This window comes from Microbulbifer hainanensis (genome assembly GCF_014904735.1).
GTDB classification, from domain to species: Bacteria; Pseudomonadota; Gammaproteobacteria; order Pseudomonadales; family Cellvibrionaceae; genus Microbulbifer; species Microbulbifer hainanensis.
In genome coordinates this window covers 94,348-114,646 of sequence record NZ_JACZCR010000054.1, presented here as the reverse complement: position 1 = coordinate 114,646, position 20,299 = coordinate 94,348, and the positions used below count along the sequence as shown (strand labels likewise).

Sequence of the window (20,299 nt, the reverse complement as noted above, 5' to 3'; positions counted from 1 at the left end):
CATTTAATGGCCAAGCGCACTCCTTTGCGTCTTTGTCCGCGCTTCAATATCCCTGCGCTTTACTCTATCGCGGGCGCCCCCCGAGATGGCCGCTCTCGCGATTGTCTGCGCGCCGAATCAAAGGCCGCAGGGTGAGTCCAGCCTGGGCGTCCAGTCGGGTACCGTATCGGCGTGGACGACGCCATCGGTACGCAGTCGCTCGACTGCATGCTCTACCTGCGCCGGACTCAGAATCTTGTCCTGCCTGTGGAAAACCCAGTCCACATCTTCCTGGTAAACACGTCTTTCGGTGGAACCGTTCAGCCCTTCCTGGGTAAACCAGAGATTGAAATTGATCGACATGGGCGCTTCGGGATAGACGTGTTCGCCGTGTTCGGCAAACTGTTTGCCGTCGACGAAATAGCGGATCCGGTTGTCTCCCACTTGCAGCACCAGGGTGTGCCAGCCGGCAAAACTGCCTTGATTTACGTCATATTCGTTGTCTTTGGTAAACGGGTTCAGTTTAAAGGTTTCCCAGCTGGTCGCGAAGATACCGTGATCCTTTTCGCCCCAGCCACCATTGGGCAGATATTCGAAATCCATTTCGCTGTAATCCGGATCCATCGGCGCTTTAAGCGGGCTGATGGTATAGAAGGTTTCAATAACCTGATCGCCATCGGGCCCCGATGTGGGTGCATCACGGAAAAATACGCGCGCTGCATAGGTGCCGGCGAGGTATTTGCGCTGGTGGCAGACCTGCGTATGGTTGGTATTTTCACCGCTGCCGTCGGTAGCGGATGTCATGCGCAGCAACGTATTGCCCGGTTGCCCGGTGTCGTCGAGAAAGCTGATGCCGTCGGCGGACCAGTGAGCACCCACGATTCCGGGGTGTCCCGTTTCGGTGCGCACACGCCAGCCGTTTTCGCGCATGGCATCGAGATCCCGATAGGAAAAATCATCAAAAAATATCGCGGACTGCGCTTTATTTTCTGTGCCCTCCTGTGACTGTTTTTCACCGCAGCCGGACAGCAGGCTGCCCGCCAGGGGAATGCATATGAGCGCGATCAGTATTTTTTTCATGGGCAATTTCGCTACTTCTTCAAATAAAAGACTTCCAAGAACAAAAAAAGCCCCGGTAGCCCGGGGCAAAGATAGGAGCAATTCCTATAGACCAACGAGAGAGAACTTCCTGTGAGAATAACTTCATTGCAATGACACCCGGAGCAGGAGCGGCCACAGACGCAGCCTGTGTTGGGGGAGCCGCACTCTCTGCGGCCGCTCCTGCAGGGCTGCCAACGATCAATCCACGGTGCAGACAAAGTCCCAGCTGCCATCGGCGGTGCCCGGTACCGAGTTAGTCCACCAGTTGGCTTGGTACACACTGCCGTCGTAAATAATCTGCTGGCCGCCGTCGGCGTGGTCGCCGGCGGGCCACTGTGGATAGGTCACCAGGCCACTGGTATCCACACCGGCGGCGGAGCAACTGGAGCCTCCTCCGGTGCTACCGCCACCACTGGACAGATCTGCCAGGGGCAATTCAGGGTGTTCAAAAGCCAGGGAATAAGTAGTGCCGTTAATGGTGGCGCTGTAGGCCTGGGGGCCGGAGACCGGCAGGTAGTAATTCAGGGTCAGGTCCCAGCTGGCTCCGTCGGCGAGGCTCTGCCACTCGGGCAGCGTGAAGCGCACGCGATGGAATTCGTGTTGTGCGCCCCCCACGTTGCCGCCGCCGACGTTGGCTCCGCTTTCAATGACTTCCAGTCCCGCGCCGCTCTGGTCGGTGATGGTGTCGGAGGTAGAGGTCGGCATATCGAACTCAAATACGGTGCCGCCGGGAATATCGGTGCCGGAGTTGTTGGTGATGGTCAATTTCGGGTTGAGCGGGTAATTCTGGTCACCCAGTTTGAACCCGTCCACCGTCATCTGGATGTCCACCGCTTCACTGGGTACCGGCCTGTCGCTGCGCAATTCGCGATAGTCGCTGGCGGCCTTGAAGGTGTCGTAGGCGATGCTGGTCAGCGTGGCACCCATGTAGTACTCGCCGCTGTCGCCGCGGCTCGCGTCCCAGGTGTAGTCGCCGGCCAATTCCCAGAACATGACGCCGCCGATACCCTGGTCCGCGACATACTGCACCTTGGCAGCCATGGACTCTTCGTCCTCAGTGGAGATGAAGACCTTCTTGCTGTCGTTCCACAGCCAGGGTGCCTCGGAAACACTGTCGTAGTGGCGTGTGTATGTGCCCACCAGTTGATCCTGTGGTGTGTTATCCGGATCCAGGCCGTAGTCGGCCAGGTAGCTGCCGAGGATGCCGTTTTCCAGGTTCTTGGCATGCCACATGGGGTTGGAGCCCGCGCCCATCTCGTTGCCGCTGGTATCCAGGTCGTGCCAGAGGTTGTCGATGCCCACGGCGCCATTGCCGCAGTCCGACGCGCCGCCGGTGCCCTCGGGACAATCGGACTGTGTCGGCAGCGGGGCGCTGCCGCCGAGACCGTAGGTGCCGCCGCTCACGCCCTGCCAGCCGCGGGTGTAATAGGGGATACCCACATTGATGCGGCCGGGGGACATGGAGCCGCGGAAGTACTTAACCGCCCAGTCGATATTCAGGTAGCCGATGCCACCGTACTGGGAAGTGCCGTAGACGTTGGCTGCGGCCAGCTCCGGATCCTCACCGTTGTCGAACAGCGCGGAGTTGTGGCCCACGTATTCGTTCCAGGCGCCGTGCAGGTCGTAGGTCATGATGTTGACGTAATCCAGGTACTGGGTGACCTGCATCGTCTCCATGCCGCGCAACAGGTAGCCGGAGGAGGGCGAGGCGATGGTGAGCATGTACTGGGTGTTGTCCTGCTCACTGGCTGCGTCCAGTTTCTCGCGCAGCACCCGCATCAGTTCCACGTAGGAATCCATCAGGTAGGCGCGGCGGGCATTGGATGTGCCGAAGTCCAGCGGGTTGCCGGCATCGTTCATCGAGGTGGGGTATTCGTAATCGATATCCACACCGTCGAAACCATACTGGCGGATAAACGCCACCGCGGAGTCGGCGAAGGTTTCTATTCCGGTTTCATTGATACTGCCATCGCTGTTGGTGGTCATGGTGTAGAAGCCACCATCGGCGACGCGGTTGCCGTAGTCGTCAAAGTGGCCGCCGGTTTCCGCCCAGCCGCCGATGGAGACCAGGGTCTTCACGTTCGGGTACTGCTTCTTGAACTTGGACAGCTGGTTGAAGTGACCCTTGTAGGCGAAGTCCGGATCGATTTCGGCACCGGTCACACCGGGCCACTCCATCCCGGTGGCGGCATTGGCCGGATCGCTGGTGTTGCCGACGGACACGGTGTAATCGCTGTCGACATGAGCGAAGGCATAATTGATATGGGTGACCTTGCCCCAGGGGATATCTTTCACCAGGTAGCTGGGTTGGCCATTGGCGCCATTACGCCAGCTGGTGAAGTAGCCGATGATGCGCCGCGGGTGATCCGCGCCCATTTTCTCATGGCCATCGGCGGTGTAGATATCGCAGTAGTTCGGATGGGTGCCCGGGGTGGTAAAGAGACCGTCGGGACGGCAGGGGAAGTCGCCGGTTACCGGCTGGCCGTTGACGGTAATGGATACGCTAACCGAATCTGCAGACGCGCCGGCATTGTCGAAAGCGCGGGCAAACACTGCCTGGGTGCCGGCCTCGGTGGTCCAGTTCACGCTAAAGGGCGCGCTGCTGTCTTCACCCACCTTGATTCCACCCACATAGAATTCCACGTGATCCACAGACCCGTCTGCATCTGCGGCACTGGCGGTCAGCTCGACACTGACACCCTCATCGTAGGTGCTGCCGTCGGCCGGACTGTCGAGGGTGACGGTCGGTGGATCGTTGGGGTCGGATACGGAGATAGTGGCGCCGGCGGATTGCGCCGTCTGTGTGTCGCTGTCGGTGGCGATACTGTACACCGTGTGGGCGCCGACGGTTGTGTTCCAGTTGACGCTGTAGGGGGCAGTGGCGTCGGTACCGACACTGTTGCCGTCGACGAAGAATTCAACGCTGGCGATTGCCCCGTCCGCATCACTCGCGTCGGCACTCAGGGCGATCGCATCACCGGTTGTGAACTGGGCTCCATCTGCCGGGGAGGTCAGTGTGACCTGTGGAGCCACCGGACCGGAGGCATTGACGCTAATCGGGACTTCAGCCGTTGTGGTTTCCTGGCCAGCGTCGTCTCTGATGTGCGCGAAAATGGTGCTGCTGCCGGCCACCGCGATCCAATCTATCTGCCAGGGAGCGCCGGTATCCGTGCCGATGGAAGTGCCGTCGACATAGAACTCGACCTCGGCCACGGCGCTGTCATCGCTCGCACTTGCCGAGATGACAACGTTGTCATTTTCGCTAAAAACAGATCCGGCGGTGGGGTTGGTAATCGAGCCCTGCGGCGGTGCGTCCTGATCTTCACATGCACCATAAAGGGTCCATTCCTGATATTGGCCGGAATACTGTTCGGGATTCTGGTTCTGGGTCCACCAGTTGGCCTCGTAGGCATTGCCGTTGTACTGCACCTGGGCGCCCCCGCTGTAGGCGGTTGAGGCATTCCAGGTTTCGAGGCTGGTGCAGTCCACGGCGTAGGCGTGGCCCGCACCGAGCAGGGCTGCGGCGAGGGCGCCGAGCGCGAGTTGCTTGTTCATCTTCTTTCACCTTGCGGTCGTTATTTTTATACATCGAAGGCGCACAGACTTCGGCACCGGCAAAATGACATCGCTGTCAAAATAACAGTCGCCCGCGTTGGAGGCAATGCGCTTTTGTCATAAAGCGGCAATCAAGGGTGAAATTCCTGCCAGTCACGCGGCCGGGAATTTGTTATTTATGACTGGTTGATCGAGGATTTTTGCTTACTTTGGATGGTTTTGGCTGCAGGTGTGCGCACTTGTTCTCAGCTTTGTTCTCCGCATTTAAATTCTGTCACGCTTTTTGCAATAGATGTCATTGCTTCGCCCAGGAAGTAGCGAGAACGGTTTACCGGGGCGTCGACTATCGAATTACAAAAAGCACAAGGGTATTTTATGTCTGATAGCAACAAGCGTTGGGTCAATGCCACAGCAGTGCCGTCACTGCTGGCCATTGCAATTGCCGGGGCTGCCAGCCCGGCCTTCAGCCAAGATGAGACCAGCCAAGATAAGACAATCGAGGAGGTGGTGACCATCGGCACGCGGGTCGAAGGGCGCACCGCCACGGATTCCGCCGCACCAGTGGATATTGTCAGCGGCGACGAGTTCGTCAATCAGGGCGATGGCGATGTGAGCAACCTGCTGCGCAACGTGGTGCCGTCCTACAACGTCAACACCCAGCCCATCAGCGACGCCGCGACCATCGTGCGCCCGGCCAACCTGCGTGGCCTGGCCCCCGACCACACGCTGGTGCTGGTGAACGGCAAGCGTCGTCATCGCGCCGCGGTGATCTCCTTTCTCGGCGGTGGCATTTCCGATGGCTCCCAGGGCCCGGATATCTCCGTAATTCCCGCCATCGCCCTGAAAAAAGTAGAAGTACTGCGGGACGGCGCTGCCGCCCAGTACGGCTCGGATGCTATTGCCGGCGTCATGAACTTCCAGTTGAAAGACGCCGATGAGGGCGGCTCGGCAGAAGTGAAGTACGCGAGTACGGCAGCGGGCGACGGCGACCAGAGCCAGGTTGCGGCGAATATCGGCCTGCCGTTGACCGATTCCGGCTTTGCCAATATCAGTCTGGAGTTCCGTCAGCAGGATCCCACCAGTCGCAGCGTGCAACGCGACGACGCCGCTGGCCTTATCGCGGCCGGTAATACGGCGGTAGCCGACCCGGCCCAGATCTGGGGGCAGCCAGAGGTGAATGACGATACCAAACTGTTTATCAACAGTGCCCTCGAATTGTCCTCTGTCGCAGAGCTCTATGCCTTCGGTAACTACGCCAGCCGCACCGTGGATGGCGGTTTCTATTTCCGCAACCCGGAAACCCGCGCAGCGGTCTACGCCGATGGCGACGGTAACCCGCTGATTGCCGACCTGGATCCCAGTAACGGCCTCGACAACTGCGCGGGCTTTACCCATGCGGACGCCCTGGACAGTGCTGAGTGTTTCTCCTTCCAGGAAATTTTTCCCGGTGGCTTCACCCCGCGCTTCGGCGGTGACGTGGAGGACTATTCCGCAGTCTTTGGCGTGCGCGGTGAAATGCCCGGTGGCATTGGCTACGATGTCAGTGCCAGCACCGGTCACAACCAGGTGGATTTCTTCATCTACAACACCGTTAATGCGACACTGGGACCGGATACGCCGACGAAATTCAATCCCGGTACCTACATCCAGAACGAAACCAATTTCAATATCGACCTGACCAAGACATCCGAGCTGGCGGGCAAGCCGCTGTACCTGGCCGGCGGTTTTGAATGGCGCCAGGAAGAATTCGAAGCGCAGATGGGTGATCGGGCTTCCTGGGAAGTTGGTCCGCTGGTGGAGCAGGGCTTCTCGATCGGCTCCAATGGCTTCCCCGGATTCGGCCCGCAGGTGGCGGGCACTTTCGACCGCGATAATATCGCGCTCTATACCGATCTGGAGTTGGAGGTCACCGAGAAACTGCGACTGGGGGCAGCACTGCGCTGGGAGGACTTCTCCGATTTCGGCAGCACTTCCAATTTCAAATTGTCGGGCCACTACACCGTCAACGATATGCTGGCCTTCCGCTCAACGGTCAGCACTGGATTCCGCGCGCCGACACCGGGGCAGTCGAATATCACCAACGTATCGACCGTGTTTACCGACGGTGAGTTGATCAATCGCGGCACCATTCCGCCGACAAACCCGATCGCTGAACTCAAAGGTGGCGAACAGCTGCAACCGGAGGAGTCGGAAAGTTTCACCCTCGGCACCATCGTCAATGCCGGCGGTTGGGAGGTGACCCTCGATTACTTCCAGATCGCGGTTTCCGATCGCATTACCCAGTCCGCGGACCAGTCGCTGTCTGATGCCGAGCGCGCGCAACTGGTTGCCGATGGCATCAGCGGGGCGGACTCTTTGGTTTCCTTCCGTTTCTATACCAACGACTTCGACACCGAGACCCAGGGTGTCGACCTGGTGGCGACCTATCCGCTGGCGGATAGCACCGACCTGAGCTTCGCGATGAACTGGACCGATACCGAAGTGACCGAGTACAACCCGGCAACCATGGACGACCTGCGCATCCGACAGCTGGAAGACAGCCTGCCGCACACCCGCGCCAATGCGACCCTGAAACACTATGGTGATAACTGGCGCAGCCTGCTGCGGGTGAACTACTACGGCAGCTACTGGGAGGCGCACCTGGATGACGGCACCCTGCCGATTGACGGCGGCGCAGAGTGGACCCTGGATGTCGAGGGCGCCTACAACATCAGTGAATCTCTGTCGCTGATTGCGGGGGCACAGAACCTGCTGGACAACTATCCGGACGAGAACCCGTGGGCGGGCATTGCGGGTGCGGAATACCCGGTGACCTCGCCGATGGGATTCAACGGCGCGCTCTACTACCTGCGGGCCAACTATACCTTCTGATTGCTGACTGACTTTTAGATAGGTTGAGGGGATAGGATTCCCCAAAAGAAACCCCGCTGGAAACAGCGGGGTTTCGTTTTAGTGGCAAAGGGAGATTACATATCCCAGAGAGAATTGGTGGCCATCGATAGCGTAATGCGCTCTTTGTCCTGAATCTGCTTCAGGTCTTCAAATACCTCTTTGACTTCCGCGGATTCAATGGCGCCATAGACGGCCTGGTACAGGTCGGAAAAATAGCGATCCACTTCGCGCCCCATATTATTGATCTCTTTGATCGTGGGCGGGTCACTGAGATTGAGGTTACGGATAAAGTCGCTGGCGGACTCCTCGTGGGTATATTGCAGCCATGTCTGCATCACCTTGTGCTTGGCTACTTCGTTGTAATTGGCCAGGTTTCTCGCCATGCGCTGTTCATGTTCAAGCATGTGTTTGAGGAGCAGCTGGGTGCGGTTGTCGGTGGATTTTGCCAGCAACTCCTCATATAGATTCGCCATTTCCAGGTGGAATTTTTCGGCGTCCTTCAGCACTTCATAGGCTTGTTTGAAGGTTTTCATAGGCTTGCCTTTGGAAATTTTTGTAGCTTTATGTCGGCGCGGGAAAACATGTGTGTCGTCTCGTCAATCTTCGCCCTCTTTATGTTTATAGTGTATTTATCCAATTGATCAAGACCTGTGGGAAAACCCCAAAGCCCAGCAGTGCGATAGTCAGAATAATCAGCACGGCGTGACCAGAAGCGGCAATCTGTATCCCGCCACCCGGCGCCTCTGATACCTCTGTGGTCTCCCGTTGCACCAGGGTCAACAGCAATCCCAGATAGTAGTAAAGGCCCAGCGCGCTGCCGATGACCACCGCTGCCAGCAGCAGCCACAGCTGGCCCTGAACGCCGGCAGCGAAAATATAAAACTTGCCGATAAAGCCGATGGTGAGTGGAATGCCCGCCAGAGACAACAGCATCGCTGCCAGGCAGCAAGCGAGCCATGGGGAGCGCCAGAAAAGCCCGCGATAGTAATCGCGCTGGAAGGGATCGCTGGCGCTGTCGCCGATCGGCTGCGTGCCACCCGGTGTCGCCGCCAGGGCGTCGTCAGCGATCAGGCTGATAACTGCGAAGGCTCCGAGCGTCGTCACTACATAGGCAACCAGGTAATAGATTACTGCCTCACTGCCGAAAGCGCTGCTGCCGATCAGGAAGGCGACAATCAAGTAGCCAATATGGGCAATAGATGAATAGGCCAGCAGCCGCTTGATGTTGTTCTGCATCAGCGCCAGCAGGTTGCCGATGAGCATGCTGGCCACTGCCATTATCGCCAGCAGCGTATTGAGCAACGGGATCTGAAACAGATTTAGTTGTGCAAAGAGGCGCAGTAACAGGGCGACAACTGCGCCCTTGCCGATGGTGGCGATCAGTGCTGTCACCGGTGTGGGTGCGCCCTGGTAAACGTCGGGCGTCCAGATATGGAATGGCACCAGTGAGAGCTTGAAGGCGAGGCCAGTCATCAGCAGCGTAAGCCCCACCAGCATCAGTGACGGCATGCCACTGGCGAGAGCCGCGGCGACCCCGTCGAAGTCCAGTGCCCCGCAGGCGGCATAGATGACGGCGATACCGAACAGCCCCAGCACAGTCGAGAGTCCGGACAGCAGCAGGTACTTGATACCGGATTCCAGTGATTGCATCTGGTCGCGTCGCGGTGAGCGTTCGCCAATCACGGCGAAACCGAGCATTGGGTAGAGTGCCAGGCTGATCAATTCCAGGGCGAGAAAAAAGCTGGCGAAATGGCTGGCGAATGTCAGGGTGCAGGCACCGAGCATGACCAGCAACAGCAGGATATAGAATTCCTCCGGATAACTGGCGGCGCCCTCGACCTTCAGGCAGCGCTGGCGAAGATAGTTGAAACCGAGTACGGCGACAGCCACGGCAGCCAATAGCAGCAACAGGCAGATAAACAGGCCAGCGCGATCCACCAGTAACAGCGAGGTCACCGCGATGGAACTCACGTCTTGTGACAACATCGCCACCACACGGAAGCAGCCGTAAATTGTCGCCGCGATAATTGCCAGCGTCGTGACCAGCGCCGCGCGGTGGCTGCGCAGATAGGACACCTGCAGCATCAGCAGCGCGATACCCGCAGTCAGCACCAGCAGGGGCAGTATGGCGTATAGTTCCCGTGCGCTCATGGCTTGTCTCCCTGTCTCTGCTCGGCTTGCGGCCAGCCCGCAGCGATGTCAGTCGCGGCAGCGCCGGCGGATGTCTTACTGCGGGCAACACTCGCGGATTCGATGCGCTTGACGACGTCGGCGATGGCCGGCTGCGCAGTGTTGAAAACTCCCTGGGGACGCAGGCCGAGCACAACCAGTGCCACGGCGAGCGAGAGTAGTGCTAGTGTTTCGCGTAGGTTCAGGTCCAGTGCACCGGCCGATGACTTGGGCGTTTCCTCCACCTGTCGGCGAAGCCCGAAAAATACCCGTTGCATCATCAACAGCGCGTAGAGTGCAGCGCCGATAATTCCAATCGCGGCGATTGCGGTGATCCAGCGATCACTGCCAAAGCTGCCGAGCAGCACCAGGAATTCCGCAATAAAGTTACCCAGGCCGGGCAATCCCAGCGTGGCAACGGCAAAGAAGAGGGCGACCGCGGACAGTCTGGGCAGCTCGCTCCACAGCCCGCCCATCTGCGTCATGTCGCGGGTATGCAGTCGGTGCTGCAGGGCGCCGACGATAGCGAACAGCGCCGCGGTACTCAGTCCGTGGGCGATCATCTGCATGACCGCGCCCTGTATGGCGACAGTGTTCAGGGCGTAGAGTCCCAGCAGGACAAAGCCCATATGGCTGACGCTGGAGTAGGCCACCAGCCGTTTCATGTCCCGTTGGCCGAAGGCGAGCACGGCACCATAAATGATACTGGCCGCGCCCAGCGCCATGGCCACAGGGGCAAACGCGATCGAAGCATCGGGGAATAGCGGCAGAGTAAAGCGCAGCAGGCCGTAGGCACCGGTTTTCAGCAGGATCGCGGCGAGCAGGATACTGCCCGCAGTCGGTGCCTGGGTGTGCGCGTCGGGGAGCCAGGGATGGAAGGGCAGCGATGGCAACTTCACGGCGAAAGCAATGAAAAAACCGAGCATCAACCAGTAGGCGATCCCTGCGGGCAGCTCTGCACCGAGCAGGGCCTCGTAATCGAAGGTGACCTGGCCGGTGTTGTTATAGTGCAGGTAGACCAGTGCCACTATCGCCATCAGCATCAGCAGGCTGCTGGCCTGGGTGAAAATAAAAAACTTGATAGCGGCGTAGAGCCTGCCCTCGTAACCCCAGACTGCAATCAGAAACAGCATGGGGATCAGCATCACTTCCCAGAAAAAGAAAAACAGGAACAGGTCGGTAGCGGTGAAGACGCCCACGACACCGGCAAGCGTCCACAGATAATTGAAATAGAAAAAGCCGCGGCGAAATTTAATGTCCCGCCAGGTAATTGCGAGTCCAAAAAGGCCCATGGCGAGGGTTAGCGTCAGTAGCAGGAAGCTGAGTCCGTCGATGGCCAGGCTGAAGTGGATACCGAAGCGCGGTATCCACGCGAGGGTGAGGCTGTCCCACCATTTTGGCGCTCCGGTAAACGTGACGCCGTCGTGCATTTCCGGCGTGTAGCTATTGAGGCATACCGCAGCCAACAGCAAGGTCAGCAGGGAAATCCACCGGCTTCCGCGCCCGTAAAAGTGTTCTGCCAGCCAGGCGAGAATACCGCCCAGAAACAGTACCGCAATAATCGCGAGTAACGTCATAGAGCCACCAGTAGCGCGAGGAACAGAATGGTGCCGGCCGCGAGCGTGGCCATATACCAGCGCACCTGCCCGTTCTGCGTTGTGGAAACCAGCAGGTGCAGTTCGCGGCTGGCCACCGCAGCACCGCGATAAATTTTGTCGATGACGTCATTGCGATTGACACGCGACAACGCCAGGAAGGGGCGCACCAGTGCGTGATCGTAAAGCCAGTCAAATCCCCAGCCGGCGTACCAGAATCGCGCCAGCGTTGACGGCTGCCCCGCGTCGTGGGGGTGTTCGCGCAAGAGGTACAGCCAAGCTGCTATAGCGAGACCTGCCAGCGGCATGGCGACGGCGATGGCCTCCACCCAGAATGGTGGATGTGTCGCTTCCCCACTTTCTGCGAAAACGGCCTGTAAAGGCGGTGCCAGCATGCCCCCCAGTAGCGCGAGCGCAGACAGAAACAGTAGTGGGAAGGTCATTCCGCGGGTATTGGCGTCCTTGCAGTGTGCGCTGGCGGACCCCTCGGACCCAAAAAACACCAGGAACAGGAGCCGAAAACTGTACAGCCCGGTGATCAACGCACCGATAATGCCCGCCAGCCAGAAGCCGTTGAACCCGGCATAGGCCTGCCAGGCGTGCAGCAGGATCTCATCCTTGCTGAAAAATCCAGAGGTCAACGGTAGCGCTGCAAGGCAGGCACAGCCGATGGTGAAGCAGATAAACGTCAGTGGAATTTTCCTGCGCAACCCGCCCATGGCAAAAATATTCTGCTCGTGATGCAGGCTCAAGATCACGGAGCCCGCCGAGAGGAACAGAAGCGCCTTGAAAAAGGCGTGGGTCATCAGGTGAAAGATGGCACCGGACCAGGCGCCGACTCCCAGCGCCAGAAACATATAGCCGATCTGGCTGATGGTGGAATAGGCCAGCACACGTTTGATATCCGACTGTACCAGCGCGCTGCAACCGGCGATCAGCAGCGTTAGCGCACCGACACAGGCGACGGCGCTCATCGCGGTGTTCGACAGCGCGAACAGCGGGTGCAGCCGCGCGATCAGATAGACACCGGCGGTCACCATGGTGGCAGCATGAATCAACGCGCTGACCGGCGTGGGGCCGGCCATGGCATCCGGCAACCAGGTCTGCAGCGGCAGTTGTGCCGACTTGCCCACGGCACCGCCCAGTAGCAGGAGCGCGGCCAGGGTGATGGTCGGATCATTGGCGGCAGCGGCCTGGGTTTGATCCAGCAGTTCACGGATATTGAGTGTGGCGTATTCCCTGAACAACAGGAACAGGCCGATGGCCATGGCGGTATCGCCGACGCGCGTAACGATAAATGCCTTGCGTGCGGCGGCGCCGTTCTGCGGATTCCGGTACCAGAAGCCAATCAGCAGGTAACTGCAAAGGCCGACACCCTCCCAGCCGAGGTAGAGCAGCACCAGGTTGTCGGCCAGCACCAGCAACAACATCGCACAGACAAACAGGTTGAGGTAGGCAAAATAGCGGCGGTATCCGTCATCGCCGCGCATATAGCCCGCGGAATACCAGTGAATCAGGAAGCCGACGCCGGTGATGATCAGCAGCATGACCACGGTCAGCCAGTCGAGATGGAAACCGAAGTCCAGTGACAGTCCGTTCACCTGCATCCACGACCAGAACGAAATATTCACGGCGGCACCGGGCGCACCGGCGAACTGTGTTGCGGCGATGACTGCAGCGGCGAGTGCCGCGAGTCCGACGCTGCCGACGCCGATCAGTGCCGTGACTTTCTCCGGCGGTTCCCGGCGACTGAACAGCGGTATCGCGATCAGCGTCAGGAAGCCGAGCAGCGGTAGTAGGGGAACCCAGCCTGGGGAAACGACCATATCAACCTCGCAATCCGTTCAGTTGATCGATGTCCACCGTGTGTTGGCGGCGATAGAGCTGCAGTACCAGGGCCAGGGCAATGGCGACTTCGGCCGCGGCCAGGGTGATCACGAAGACGAACATGACTTGCCCATCTGCGCTGCCCCAGTGCGCGCCCGCTACCACGAAGGCGATAGCCGCGGCATTGGTGCAGATTTCCAGGCACATCAGCATGAAAATGATATTGCGGCGGACCAGCAGGCCGGCGAGGCCGAGGCAGAACAGCGCCGCTGCCAGCGTCAGCCCCGGTTGCAGAATATTGCCGGACAGGGAATCAAATGGCATGGTCGCGCTCCGCTGATTTGGTGTGTTTGCCGCGGGCCAGGTGGAATGCACCGACCAGGCCGGCCATGAGCAACATGGAAGCCAGCTCCACCGCGAGTACGTAACGGCTGAACAGGGCGATACCCACTTCCCGCGCTCCAACCGCATGGGCGCCCTGAGTATTCGCAGCGGCTTCGCTATCGAGCAGCAGGATTAATTGCAGCAGTAGAACGGCAGCGAGAACGGCGGGGCCGAACCAGCTTTTTGGCTGCAGCCACTGGCTCTCCTGCTGTACTGCAGCATCGCCCTGGTTGAGCATCATGATGACGAACACCATCAGCACCATGATGGCACCGGCGTAGACAATCACTTCCAGGGCGGCCGCGAAAGGTGCACCGAGCAGGTAAAAAATAATGGCCGTCGCCAGCAGGGAAATAATCAGGTACAGCAATGCATGGACCGCATTGCGGCTGAAGATAACCATAGCCGTGGCGAGTACGGCGATGGTGGCGGTGAGGTAGAAGACGGTGTTCATCGCGAGTATTTTTTCCGTTATTGTCCGATGACTCTGTATGGGCGTCCGCCAGTGGCGGATTGCCCGCATTCAGAGATTCAGGCTTTTTACATCGATCGGCGGTGCTTCCTTCTGAGCCTGCCCCTTGTCCTTACCGTCGATGGCTTTGCCCGCCACACGGTAAAAGCTGTAGTCGTGATATTTTCCCGGCCCGCTGATCAGCAGGTCTTCCTTTTCATACACCATGTTCTGCCGGTCGTATTCGCACATCTCGAAATCCGGTGTCAGCTGGATGGCATAAGTCGGGCAGGCGTCTTCACACAGGCCACACATGATGCAGCGGGAAAAATTGATGCGGAAATACGCTGGGCGCCAGCGTCCGTCTTCGTCCTCGGTTTTCTGTAGCGAAATACAGTCGGGCGGACAGGCCACGGCGCACAGGTTGCAGGCCACGCAGCGCTCGTCGCCGTCAGGGTCACGGGTCAGGACGATACGCCCGCGGTAGCGCGGCGCCAGATAGGGTTTCTCGTCCGGGTACTGTACGGTGGCGTTGCGGGTAAACAGGTGCCGGAACACCAGCCACATACTGCGCAGTTGGCTAGCCAGCATGGCAAACCTCCATCGCTATTGATTCCACAGTAATATCCCTCCGGTCAGCAGCAGGTTGGCGAGTGCGAGCGGCAACATCACTTTCCAGCCGAACTGCATCAGCTGGTCGTAACGCGGCCGCGGCAGTGCGGCGCGCATCAGAATGAACAGCATGACCAGAAAGCTGGTTTTCAGGCAGAACCAGACCACCGGTGGCAGCCACGGGCCGAGCCAGCCCCCGAGAAACAGGGTTGTGATCAGCGACGAGATCAGGATGACGGAAAGGTATTCACCGACAAAAAACATGCCGAATTTCATGCCTGAATATTCGGTATGGAAACCAGCGGTCAGCTCATGTTCGGCTTCCGGCAAGTCGAACGGGAGGCGATGACTTTCGGCGATACCGGCAATGAAAAACACCAGGAACCCGACGAATTGGGGAATGATGAACCAACCCTCTGTCTGGGCCTGGACGATTTCGCGCAGGTTGAAGCTGCCAGACATCATTACCACGCCCATCAGGCTGAGCCCCATGAACACTTCGTAAGAAACCGTTTGCGCTCCGGCGCGCAGGCCACCCAGCAAAGCGTATTTGTTGTTGGAGGCATAACCGCCCAGCATCACGCTGTAGACCGCGATGGAGGACATGGCGAGGAAAAACAGCAGGCCCACATTCAGGTCAATGACGCCGATTTGCGGTGCGACCGGAATAACGGCAAATCCGAGCAGCATGGTGGCCATCACCACGGTGGGGGCGAGGACGAATACCGGGATGTCCGCAAATCGCGGCACGAAGTCCTCTTTGAAAAACAGCTTGATCATGTCTGCGACCACCTGCAGCAGGCCGAATGGGCCGACGCGGTTGGGGCCCGGCCTGTCCTGCCAGAAGCCCAGCAGGCGCCGCTCACCCCAGGTCAACAGTGCCGCAAGCAGTACCGCTGCGATCAGGATGCCGAAAATATTGGCCAGTGGAATCCAGACGGCACTCATTGCGCAGTTCCTCCACTTTCAGTAGACGATATCCGGGCGAGACGGCTCAGCGTTGCGCGACCGGGCAGATACGCTGCCAGCTCCTCGAGGCCCGGCAGGCCGTAGGGCACACCCAGGGTTCCGCGGGGCTGGTCGGTGGAAATGCGGGCGCGCACGAGGAAATGCGCTTCCGGCAATTCAATTTCCACGCTGTCGCCGGCGGCAATGGCGCGTTCAGATGCGTCGTGTTCGCTCAGCACCGCATAGGGTTCGTCGATCACGCTGGCAATCGCCTTCGCCCGCGCGCTCAGTTCGTCTGAGCCATACAGGCAGTAGAGGGGCACCAGTTCGAGTTCGGCCGGAGACCGAGGTGCGGAACCGGTGGGGGCGCGCCAGCTCGGCATTGCCTGCGGCTCGCGCAACAGCCGGGCCGTGCCGTCAGCGTGGCGGCGCGGCCCGCCGACCTCCTGCTGGAATTTGTGAATCGACTGGTTCGAATTCCACCCCGGGGACCAGATATTGGCCACCAGTGGGGTTTCGCCGGCGTTCTGAATACCCTCCATGCTGAATGCCATGGGGGCGTCGGGATCCGCGTGTGGTGGCTGCTCGGCCACATGCGCTTTGGCGTGGATGGCGGTGCGGCCGCTGTAGCGGTGCGTCTGCCGCGCGACTTTCAGGCCGTCGATGCGGTAATCCTCATCGGGACCCAGATCGGCGAGACTGGCCATCTGGCTGAATTCACAGGCAATGGCCGCACTCAGGTCGGTGCTGTGGCGCCAGCTCGCCAGTGCGGTCAGTGATGGCGCTTTCGCGCCGCACAGTCCGGCGGCATCGCTCAGCCAGCGCCAGCTTTCCTGAATAAAGCCGGTGCCCTCGTACACGGCGTAAAAGCGCTGCGCCGTGCCATTGCTGTTGATGTAGCTTCCCTGGGATTCCGCCGTGGCCGCGGCGGGAAAAATCAGATCTGCGCGGCGCGCAGTCTGGTTCAGCAGGCTGTCGAGGAGTATGACCTCGTCCGCGGCGAGTATCTGCTCGACGGTTTCCGCATCTGCGCGGCGATAGAGGTCGTTTTCCAGAATGACCACGCTCACGGGCATCCCGGTGTCTTCGCCCGATTCCAGGGATTGCGCCAACTGTTCCAGATCGCCGGTGCCCGGTTCAAACAGTTGCGCTATGCCGAGGCTGTTTACTTCGGGGCAGGCGAGGTAAAGCGCACAGGGGGATTCGGTCCGCTCGCCCAGCGCCGTGGCGATGGCGGCAGCGCCGTGCAGTGTCGCTTTGTCGCGATTGCCGCAGCCGGAAATGATCAATGGCCGTTCGGCGCCTGCGAGTATCTGCGCGGCATTGTCCGCGAGTTCCAGCAGTCCTTCGGGCAAGTCGGGCGAGCCGGAGTCGTCACCGCTCAGGCGGCACGCGATTGCCGCAGCAAACATTGCAGTCTGTTCTGCCGTGCAGGGGAGGTGCTCACTGGCGATGTCACAGAGTCCTGCAGTATCGACGCCGACCAGCAGTATGGGGCTGGGGCTGCCGTCCAGCTGCCGTACCGAGGCGTCCTGCCACAGCGGGATCTTCAGCTGCTGGGCGTGTTGCTTTTGCCGGTTGCGCGCGGCTTGCCGCACAGCCAGTGCGATACGCGGTGCCGTCTGCTCGATTTCCTCACCGAGAACCAGCACGGCATCGGCATTCTCGATCTGGGGTGTGGTGGGGCTGTATAGTCGCGGATCCCGCTGGATGCGGTCCACCAGGTGCAACAGTTGCAGGTCCCGGGCATTGAGGCCGGCGTAATAGTGCTCAGCGCCCACCAGCTGGCGCAGGGCGAAATTGTTTTCCAGCGAACTGCGCGGCGAACCGATACCAATCAGGCGGCGCCGCCCACGGCGGGCGGCAGTGATGGTGTCGGCAAACTGCTGCAGGGCATCCCGTGGCGCCATGTCGCCGTGTATCTTCTCATTTTCGCCGGCGGTGGTTTCGATCAGTTCCAGGGTGCGGGTGGCGAGTACATTTTTGATGCGCGCTTCGCTGTTGACGTAGTCGTAACCGAAGCGGCCGCGATCGCAGAGGAAATAGCCATTGATATCGTGGTTAAACAGGTTGGTCACCCGTCGCAATATCGCGTCTTCGCCATCGCCGGGTTCCCGCGCGCCGGGTGCGGTGTTGCAGCCCACGGCGCAGTGCTCGCAAATTGACGGTGCCGTCTGCAGGTCCCACTTGCGTACGAAGTGCTCACTGAAAGTCTTATCGGTAAATACGCCGGTGGGGCAAACCTCCACCAGGTTGCCGCTGAAGCCACTCTCCAGCATGCCGTCCTGCTCGCGCCCGAAGTAGACCTGGTTATTGCGCCCCAGTGCGGCCAGGTCGCTACCGCCGGCGTACTCGCGATAGAAGCGCGTGCAGCGATAGCAGGCAATACAGCGATTCATTTCGTGATTGATAAACGGGCCGAGATACTGGTTGCGATGGGTGCGCTTGGTACCGCGATAGCGCCGCAGGGTATGGCCGGACATCTCGGTCATATCCTGCAGGTGGCACTCGCCACCTTCTTCGCAGACCGGGCAATCATGGGGGTGGTTGGTCATCAGGTCCTCGATGACACCGCCGCGAAATTCCCGCGCGCTGTCGGCGCTGACACTGTAAATGCCGCCGTCCTTGATCGGCGTCATGCAACCCATCACGAGTTTGCCGCGTTGATCCTCAAAGTCCTTGTATTCGATTACCGCGCACTGACGGCAGGCACCCACGGACCCCATGGCCGGATGCCAGCAGAAATAGGGCAGGTTGATGCCGAGGGATAGGCAGGCATTGAGCAGGTTCTGCCCGTCCTCTATTTCATATTGCTCGCCGTCTATTGTTATGTTCGGCATGGTCGCGCGTTCCTGTTTATGCTTTTTCGTGCCGGTTACATCTTCCTGTTATTCACACCGCCGCGCTGGCTTCTGCCACCTTTTCAAAGGGGCAGCAGCCGTGCATGACGTGGTCGATAAAGTCCTGTTCAAATAGTTTCAGTGCACTCTGGATCGGTTCAGCGGCGCCGGGGGCCAGCGCGCAGAAGGTATTGCCCGGACCCATGCGGCGCGCCTGCTCGCGCAACAAGTCAAGGTCTTCGGGCACGCCCTCGCCATTTTCGAGGCGCTCGAGAATCTGCACCGCCCAGGGCAGGCCGTCCCGACACGGCGTGCACCAACCGCAGGATTCGCGGGCAAAAAAGCGCGTGAGGTTGAGCACCAGTCCCACCGGACAGGTGTGGTCGTCGAGCACGATGATGGTGCCGGTACCCATGCGGCTACCGGCCTTGCCGATGACGTCGTAATCCATCGGCAGATCGAGATGATCCGGACCGAGAAAATCGGTGGAACCACCACCAGGCAGAAAACCCTTGAGCTGGTAGCCGTCGCACATACCGCCGGCGTGCTGCTCGATGATTTCGCGAATCGGTGTGCCCATCGGCAGTTCCCAGGTGCCCGGGTTCTTCACGCGACCGCTGACGCCAAACAGCTTGCTGCCCGCGTCCTCGCCGCGGCCCAGGCTGCGATACCAGTCTATGCCGTGCTCGATCAGGTTGGGGATGTTGCACAGGGTTTCGACGTTGTTGACGACGGTGGGCTTTCCCCACAGGCCGCTGACCTGGGGGAACGGCGGTTTCGCTCGGGGCACCGCACGCTTGCCCTCGAGGGCATTGAGGAGGGCGGTCTCCTCCCCGCAGATATAGTTGCCGGCACTGCGGTGTACGAAGATCTCCAGGCTGAATTCCGTTCCGCGGATGCTGTTACCCAGCAGGCCCTCCTGTCGCGCTTCGTCGATTGCCTGCTCGAGGCGCTCGGCGGCCAAGTGGTATTCACCGCGAATAAAAATGTAGGCAGTGTGGGCGCCTATGGCGTAGGCGGCGATGGCCATGCCCTCGATCAGCAGGTGGGGATCGCGTTCCATCAGCAGCCGATCCTTGAAGGTGCCGGGTTCCATCTCATCCGCATTGCAGACCAGGTACTTGATCGATGGGCTGTCGGCCCCGCGGGGCACGAAACTCCACTTGAGGCCGGTATTAAAACCAGCGCCGCCGCGACCGCGCAGGCCGCCATCCTGCACCATTTTGACAATATCGCCGGGCGCCATTTCCAAAGCCTTGCTCCAGCCGCGATAGCCACCACTTTCGCGGTAGCGCTCGATATCGGCTGCGATATTCTCTGGACCGATATTTTTAGTCAGGGGATTGGTCAGCATGGTGGGCTTTCTTATTCTCGATGATTTTGTCGATGGATTCGTCGGTGAGGTTGCGATGCATTTCCTCCCCGACCATCATGACCGGAGCCTTGTCGCAGTCGCCCAGGCAGGGGGTTTCCAACAATGTGAAAATACCGTCTGCAGTTGTCTGGCCGGGTGCAATCTGCAGCTTGTTCTGCAGTTTCTGTTGCAAGCGGCTACAGCCCATAATCCAGCAGCTGGCGCTCTTACACAGGAGGATGACCTCTTTGCCCACCGGCTGCCGGAAAATGAGTTGAAAGTAAGTGGCAACACTCTCCAGCTGGGCCACGGGGATTTGCAGGAAATTGGAAACGGCGCGCAGCGTTTCATCAGAAATCCAGCCGCGATGCTTCTGGACGATACGCAGTGCTTCCAAGCCGACCGACGCCTTGTCTTCGTAGCGGGAGAATTCGCGCTCTATCTCCTCGATTTCCGCTTCGGTGAGTTGTGCTTCGGCTGTGCTGGGGTGCTTGTTACTTCGCTCCATCAATTCAACGACTTCCGGTTCAATCATGCTGGTCACTTTGTCCCCTCCTGTCGATCACCTGCGCGGGCGTTCCCCGTTGGCGGC

Annotated in this window: 14 protein-coding genes; 1 reads left to right on the top strand and 13 read right to left on the bottom strand. The window is 59.7% G+C overall.

Features of this window, described 5'->3' with window-relative positions; all coding sequences use genetic code 11:
• Window positions 1-117 precede the first annotated feature (117 nt).
• The gene (locus IG168_RS19570) at window positions 118-1,059 is read right to left on the bottom strand and encodes a glycoside hydrolase family 16 protein (protein ID WP_193166293.1); all 942 of its coding nucleotides are present in this window, start codon (window positions 1,057-1,059) and stop codon (window positions 118-120) included.
• Between the two features lie 219 nt (window positions 1,060-1,278).
• Window positions 1,279-4,635, bottom strand: coding sequence for a glycosyl hydrolase family 18 protein (locus IG168_RS19565; RefSeq protein WP_193166292.1), 3,357 nt, complete (start codon window positions 4,633-4,635; stop codon window positions 1,279-1,281).
• Window positions 4,636-5,010: 375 nt separating this feature from the next.
• Here IG168_RS19565 and IG168_RS19560 point away from each other — a divergent pair, with 375 nt between their 5' ends.
• The gene (locus IG168_RS19560; RefSeq protein ID WP_193166291.1) at window positions 5,011-7,506 is read left to right on the top strand and encodes a TonB-dependent receptor plug domain-containing protein; all 2,496 of its coding nucleotides are present in this window, start codon (window positions 5,011-5,013) and stop codon (window positions 7,504-7,506) included.
• A 95-nt stretch (window positions 7,507-7,601) separates the two neighbouring features.
• Here IG168_RS19560 and IG168_RS19555 read toward each other — a convergent pair whose 3' ends face one another.
• The 11 genes from IG168_RS19555 to nuoE form a co-directional block, all read right to left on the bottom strand.
• Window positions 7,602-8,060, bottom strand: coding sequence for a hypothetical protein (locus IG168_RS19555; protein ID WP_193166290.1), 459 nt, complete (start codon window positions 8,058-8,060; stop codon window positions 7,602-7,604).
• An 85-nt stretch (window positions 8,061-8,145) separates the two neighbouring features.
• Entirely contained in the window at window positions 8,146-9,678 is a 1,533-nt protein-coding gene (locus tag IG168_RS19550) for an NADH-quinone oxidoreductase subunit N (RefSeq protein ID WP_193166289.1), read from the bottom strand.
• Window positions 9,675-11,273, bottom strand: a complete 1,599-nt coding sequence (nuoM, locus tag IG168_RS19545) for an NADH-quinone oxidoreductase subunit M (protein WP_193166288.1) — start codon at window positions 11,271-11,273, stop codon at window positions 9,675-9,677. Before nuoM ends, IG168_RS19550 begins: the two co-directional genes overlap by 4 nt.
• Window positions 11,270-13,117: an NADH-quinone oxidoreductase subunit L gene (nuoL, locus tag IG168_RS19540; protein ID WP_193166287.1), complete on the bottom strand. Its 1,848-nt coding sequence runs from the start codon at window positions 13,115-13,117 to the stop codon at window positions 11,270-11,272. The genes nuoM and nuoL overlap by 4 nt, the downstream gene beginning before the upstream one ends.
• A gap of 1 nt (window position 13,118) precedes the next feature.
• Entirely contained in the window at window positions 13,119-13,442 is a 324-nt protein-coding gene (nuoK, locus tag IG168_RS19535) for an NADH-quinone oxidoreductase subunit NuoK (RefSeq protein ID WP_226877163.1), read from the bottom strand.
• A complete protein-coding gene (gene nuoJ / locus IG168_RS19530) occupies window positions 13,432-13,956 on the bottom strand; it encodes an NADH-quinone oxidoreductase subunit J (protein ID WP_193166286.1) in 525 nt (174 codons plus the stop codon). Before nuoJ ends, nuoK begins: the two co-directional genes overlap by 11 nt.
• Window positions 13,957-14,025: 69 nt before the next feature.
• Window positions 14,026-14,544, bottom strand: a complete 519-nt coding sequence (gene nuoI / locus IG168_RS19525) for an NADH-quinone oxidoreductase subunit NuoI (protein WP_226877162.1) — start codon at window positions 14,542-14,544, stop codon at window positions 14,026-14,028.
• A 15-nt stretch (window positions 14,545-14,559) separates the two neighbouring features.
• Window positions 14,560-15,513 carry an NADH-quinone oxidoreductase subunit NuoH gene (nuoH, locus tag IG168_RS19520; protein WP_193166285.1) on the bottom strand — a complete coding sequence of 318 codons (954 nt, stop codon included), beginning with the start codon at window positions 15,511-15,513 and terminating at the stop codon, window positions 14,560-14,562.
• On the bottom strand, window positions 15,510-18,353 hold the full coding sequence (gene nuoG, locus IG168_RS19515; RefSeq protein ID WP_193166284.1) for an NADH-quinone oxidoreductase subunit NuoG: 2,844 nt from the start codon (window positions 18,351-18,353) through the stop codon (window positions 15,510-15,512). The genes nuoH and nuoG overlap by 4 nt, the downstream gene beginning before the upstream one ends.
• 52 nt (window positions 18,354-18,405) lie before the next feature.
• Window positions 18,406-19,707: an NADH-quinone oxidoreductase subunit NuoF gene (gene nuoF / locus IG168_RS19510; protein ID WP_193166283.1), complete on the bottom strand. Its 1,302-nt coding sequence runs from the start codon at window positions 19,705-19,707 to the stop codon at window positions 18,406-18,408.
• Complete coding sequence (gene nuoE, locus IG168_RS19505) at window positions 19,685-20,242, bottom strand: NADH-quinone oxidoreductase subunit NuoE (protein ID WP_319024764.1); 558 nt, start codon at window positions 20,240-20,242, stop codon at window positions 19,685-19,687. Before nuoE ends, nuoF begins: the two co-directional genes overlap by 23 nt.
• Window positions 20,243-20,299: the final 57 nt, after the last annotated feature.

Bases quoted from the DNA above. Each gene is read 5' to 3' on its own strand.
- IG168_RS19570 (WP_193166293.1), bottom strand. From the start codon at position 1,059: ATGAAAAAAATACTGATCGCGCTCATATGCATTCCCCTGGCGGGCAGC.
- IG168_RS19565 (WP_193166292.1), bottom strand. From the start codon at position 4,635: ATGAACAAGCAACTCGCGCTCGGCGCCCTCGCCGCAGCCCTGCTCGGT.
- IG168_RS19560 (WP_193166291.1), top strand. From the start codon at position 5,011: ATGTCTGATAGCAACAAGCGTTGGGTCAATGCCACAGCAGTGCCGTCA.
- IG168_RS19555 (WP_193166290.1), bottom strand. From the start codon at position 8,060: ATGAAAACCTTCAAACAAGCCTATGAAGTGCTGAAGGACGCCGAAAAA.
- IG168_RS19550 (WP_193166289.1), bottom strand. From the start codon at position 9,678: ATGAGCGCACGGGAACTATACGCCATACTGCCCCTGCTGGTGCTGACT.
- nuoM (WP_193166288.1), bottom strand. From the start codon at position 11,273: ATGACGTTACTCGCGATTATTGCGGTACTGTTTCTGGGCGGTATTCTC.
- nuoL (WP_193166287.1), bottom strand. From the start codon at position 13,117: ATGGTCGTTTCCCCAGGCTGGGTTCCCCTACTACCGCTGCTCGGCTTC.
- nuoK (WP_226877163.1), bottom strand. From the start codon at position 13,442: ATGCCATTTGATTCCCTGTCCGGCAATATTCTGCAACCGGGGCTGACG.
- nuoJ (WP_193166286.1), bottom strand. From the start codon at position 13,956: ATGAACACCGTCTTCTACCTCACCGCCACCATCGCCGTACTCGCCACG.
- nuoI (WP_226877162.1), bottom strand. From the start codon at position 14,544: ATGCTGGCTAGCCAACTGCGCAGTATGTGGCTGGTGTTCCGGCACCTG.
- nuoH (WP_193166285.1), bottom strand. From the start codon at position 15,513: ATGAGTGCCGTCTGGATTCCACTGGCCAATATTTTCGGCATCCTGATC.
- nuoG (WP_193166284.1), bottom strand. From the start codon at position 18,353: ATGCCGAACATAACAATAGACGGCGAGCAATATGAAATAGAGGACGGG.
- nuoF (WP_193166283.1), bottom strand. From the start codon at position 19,707: ATGCTGACCAATCCCCTGACTAAAAATATCGGTCCAGAGAATATCGCA.
- nuoE (WP_319024764.1), bottom strand. From the start codon at position 20,242: ATGATTGAACCGGAAGTCGTTGAATTGATGGAGCGAAGTAACAAGCAC.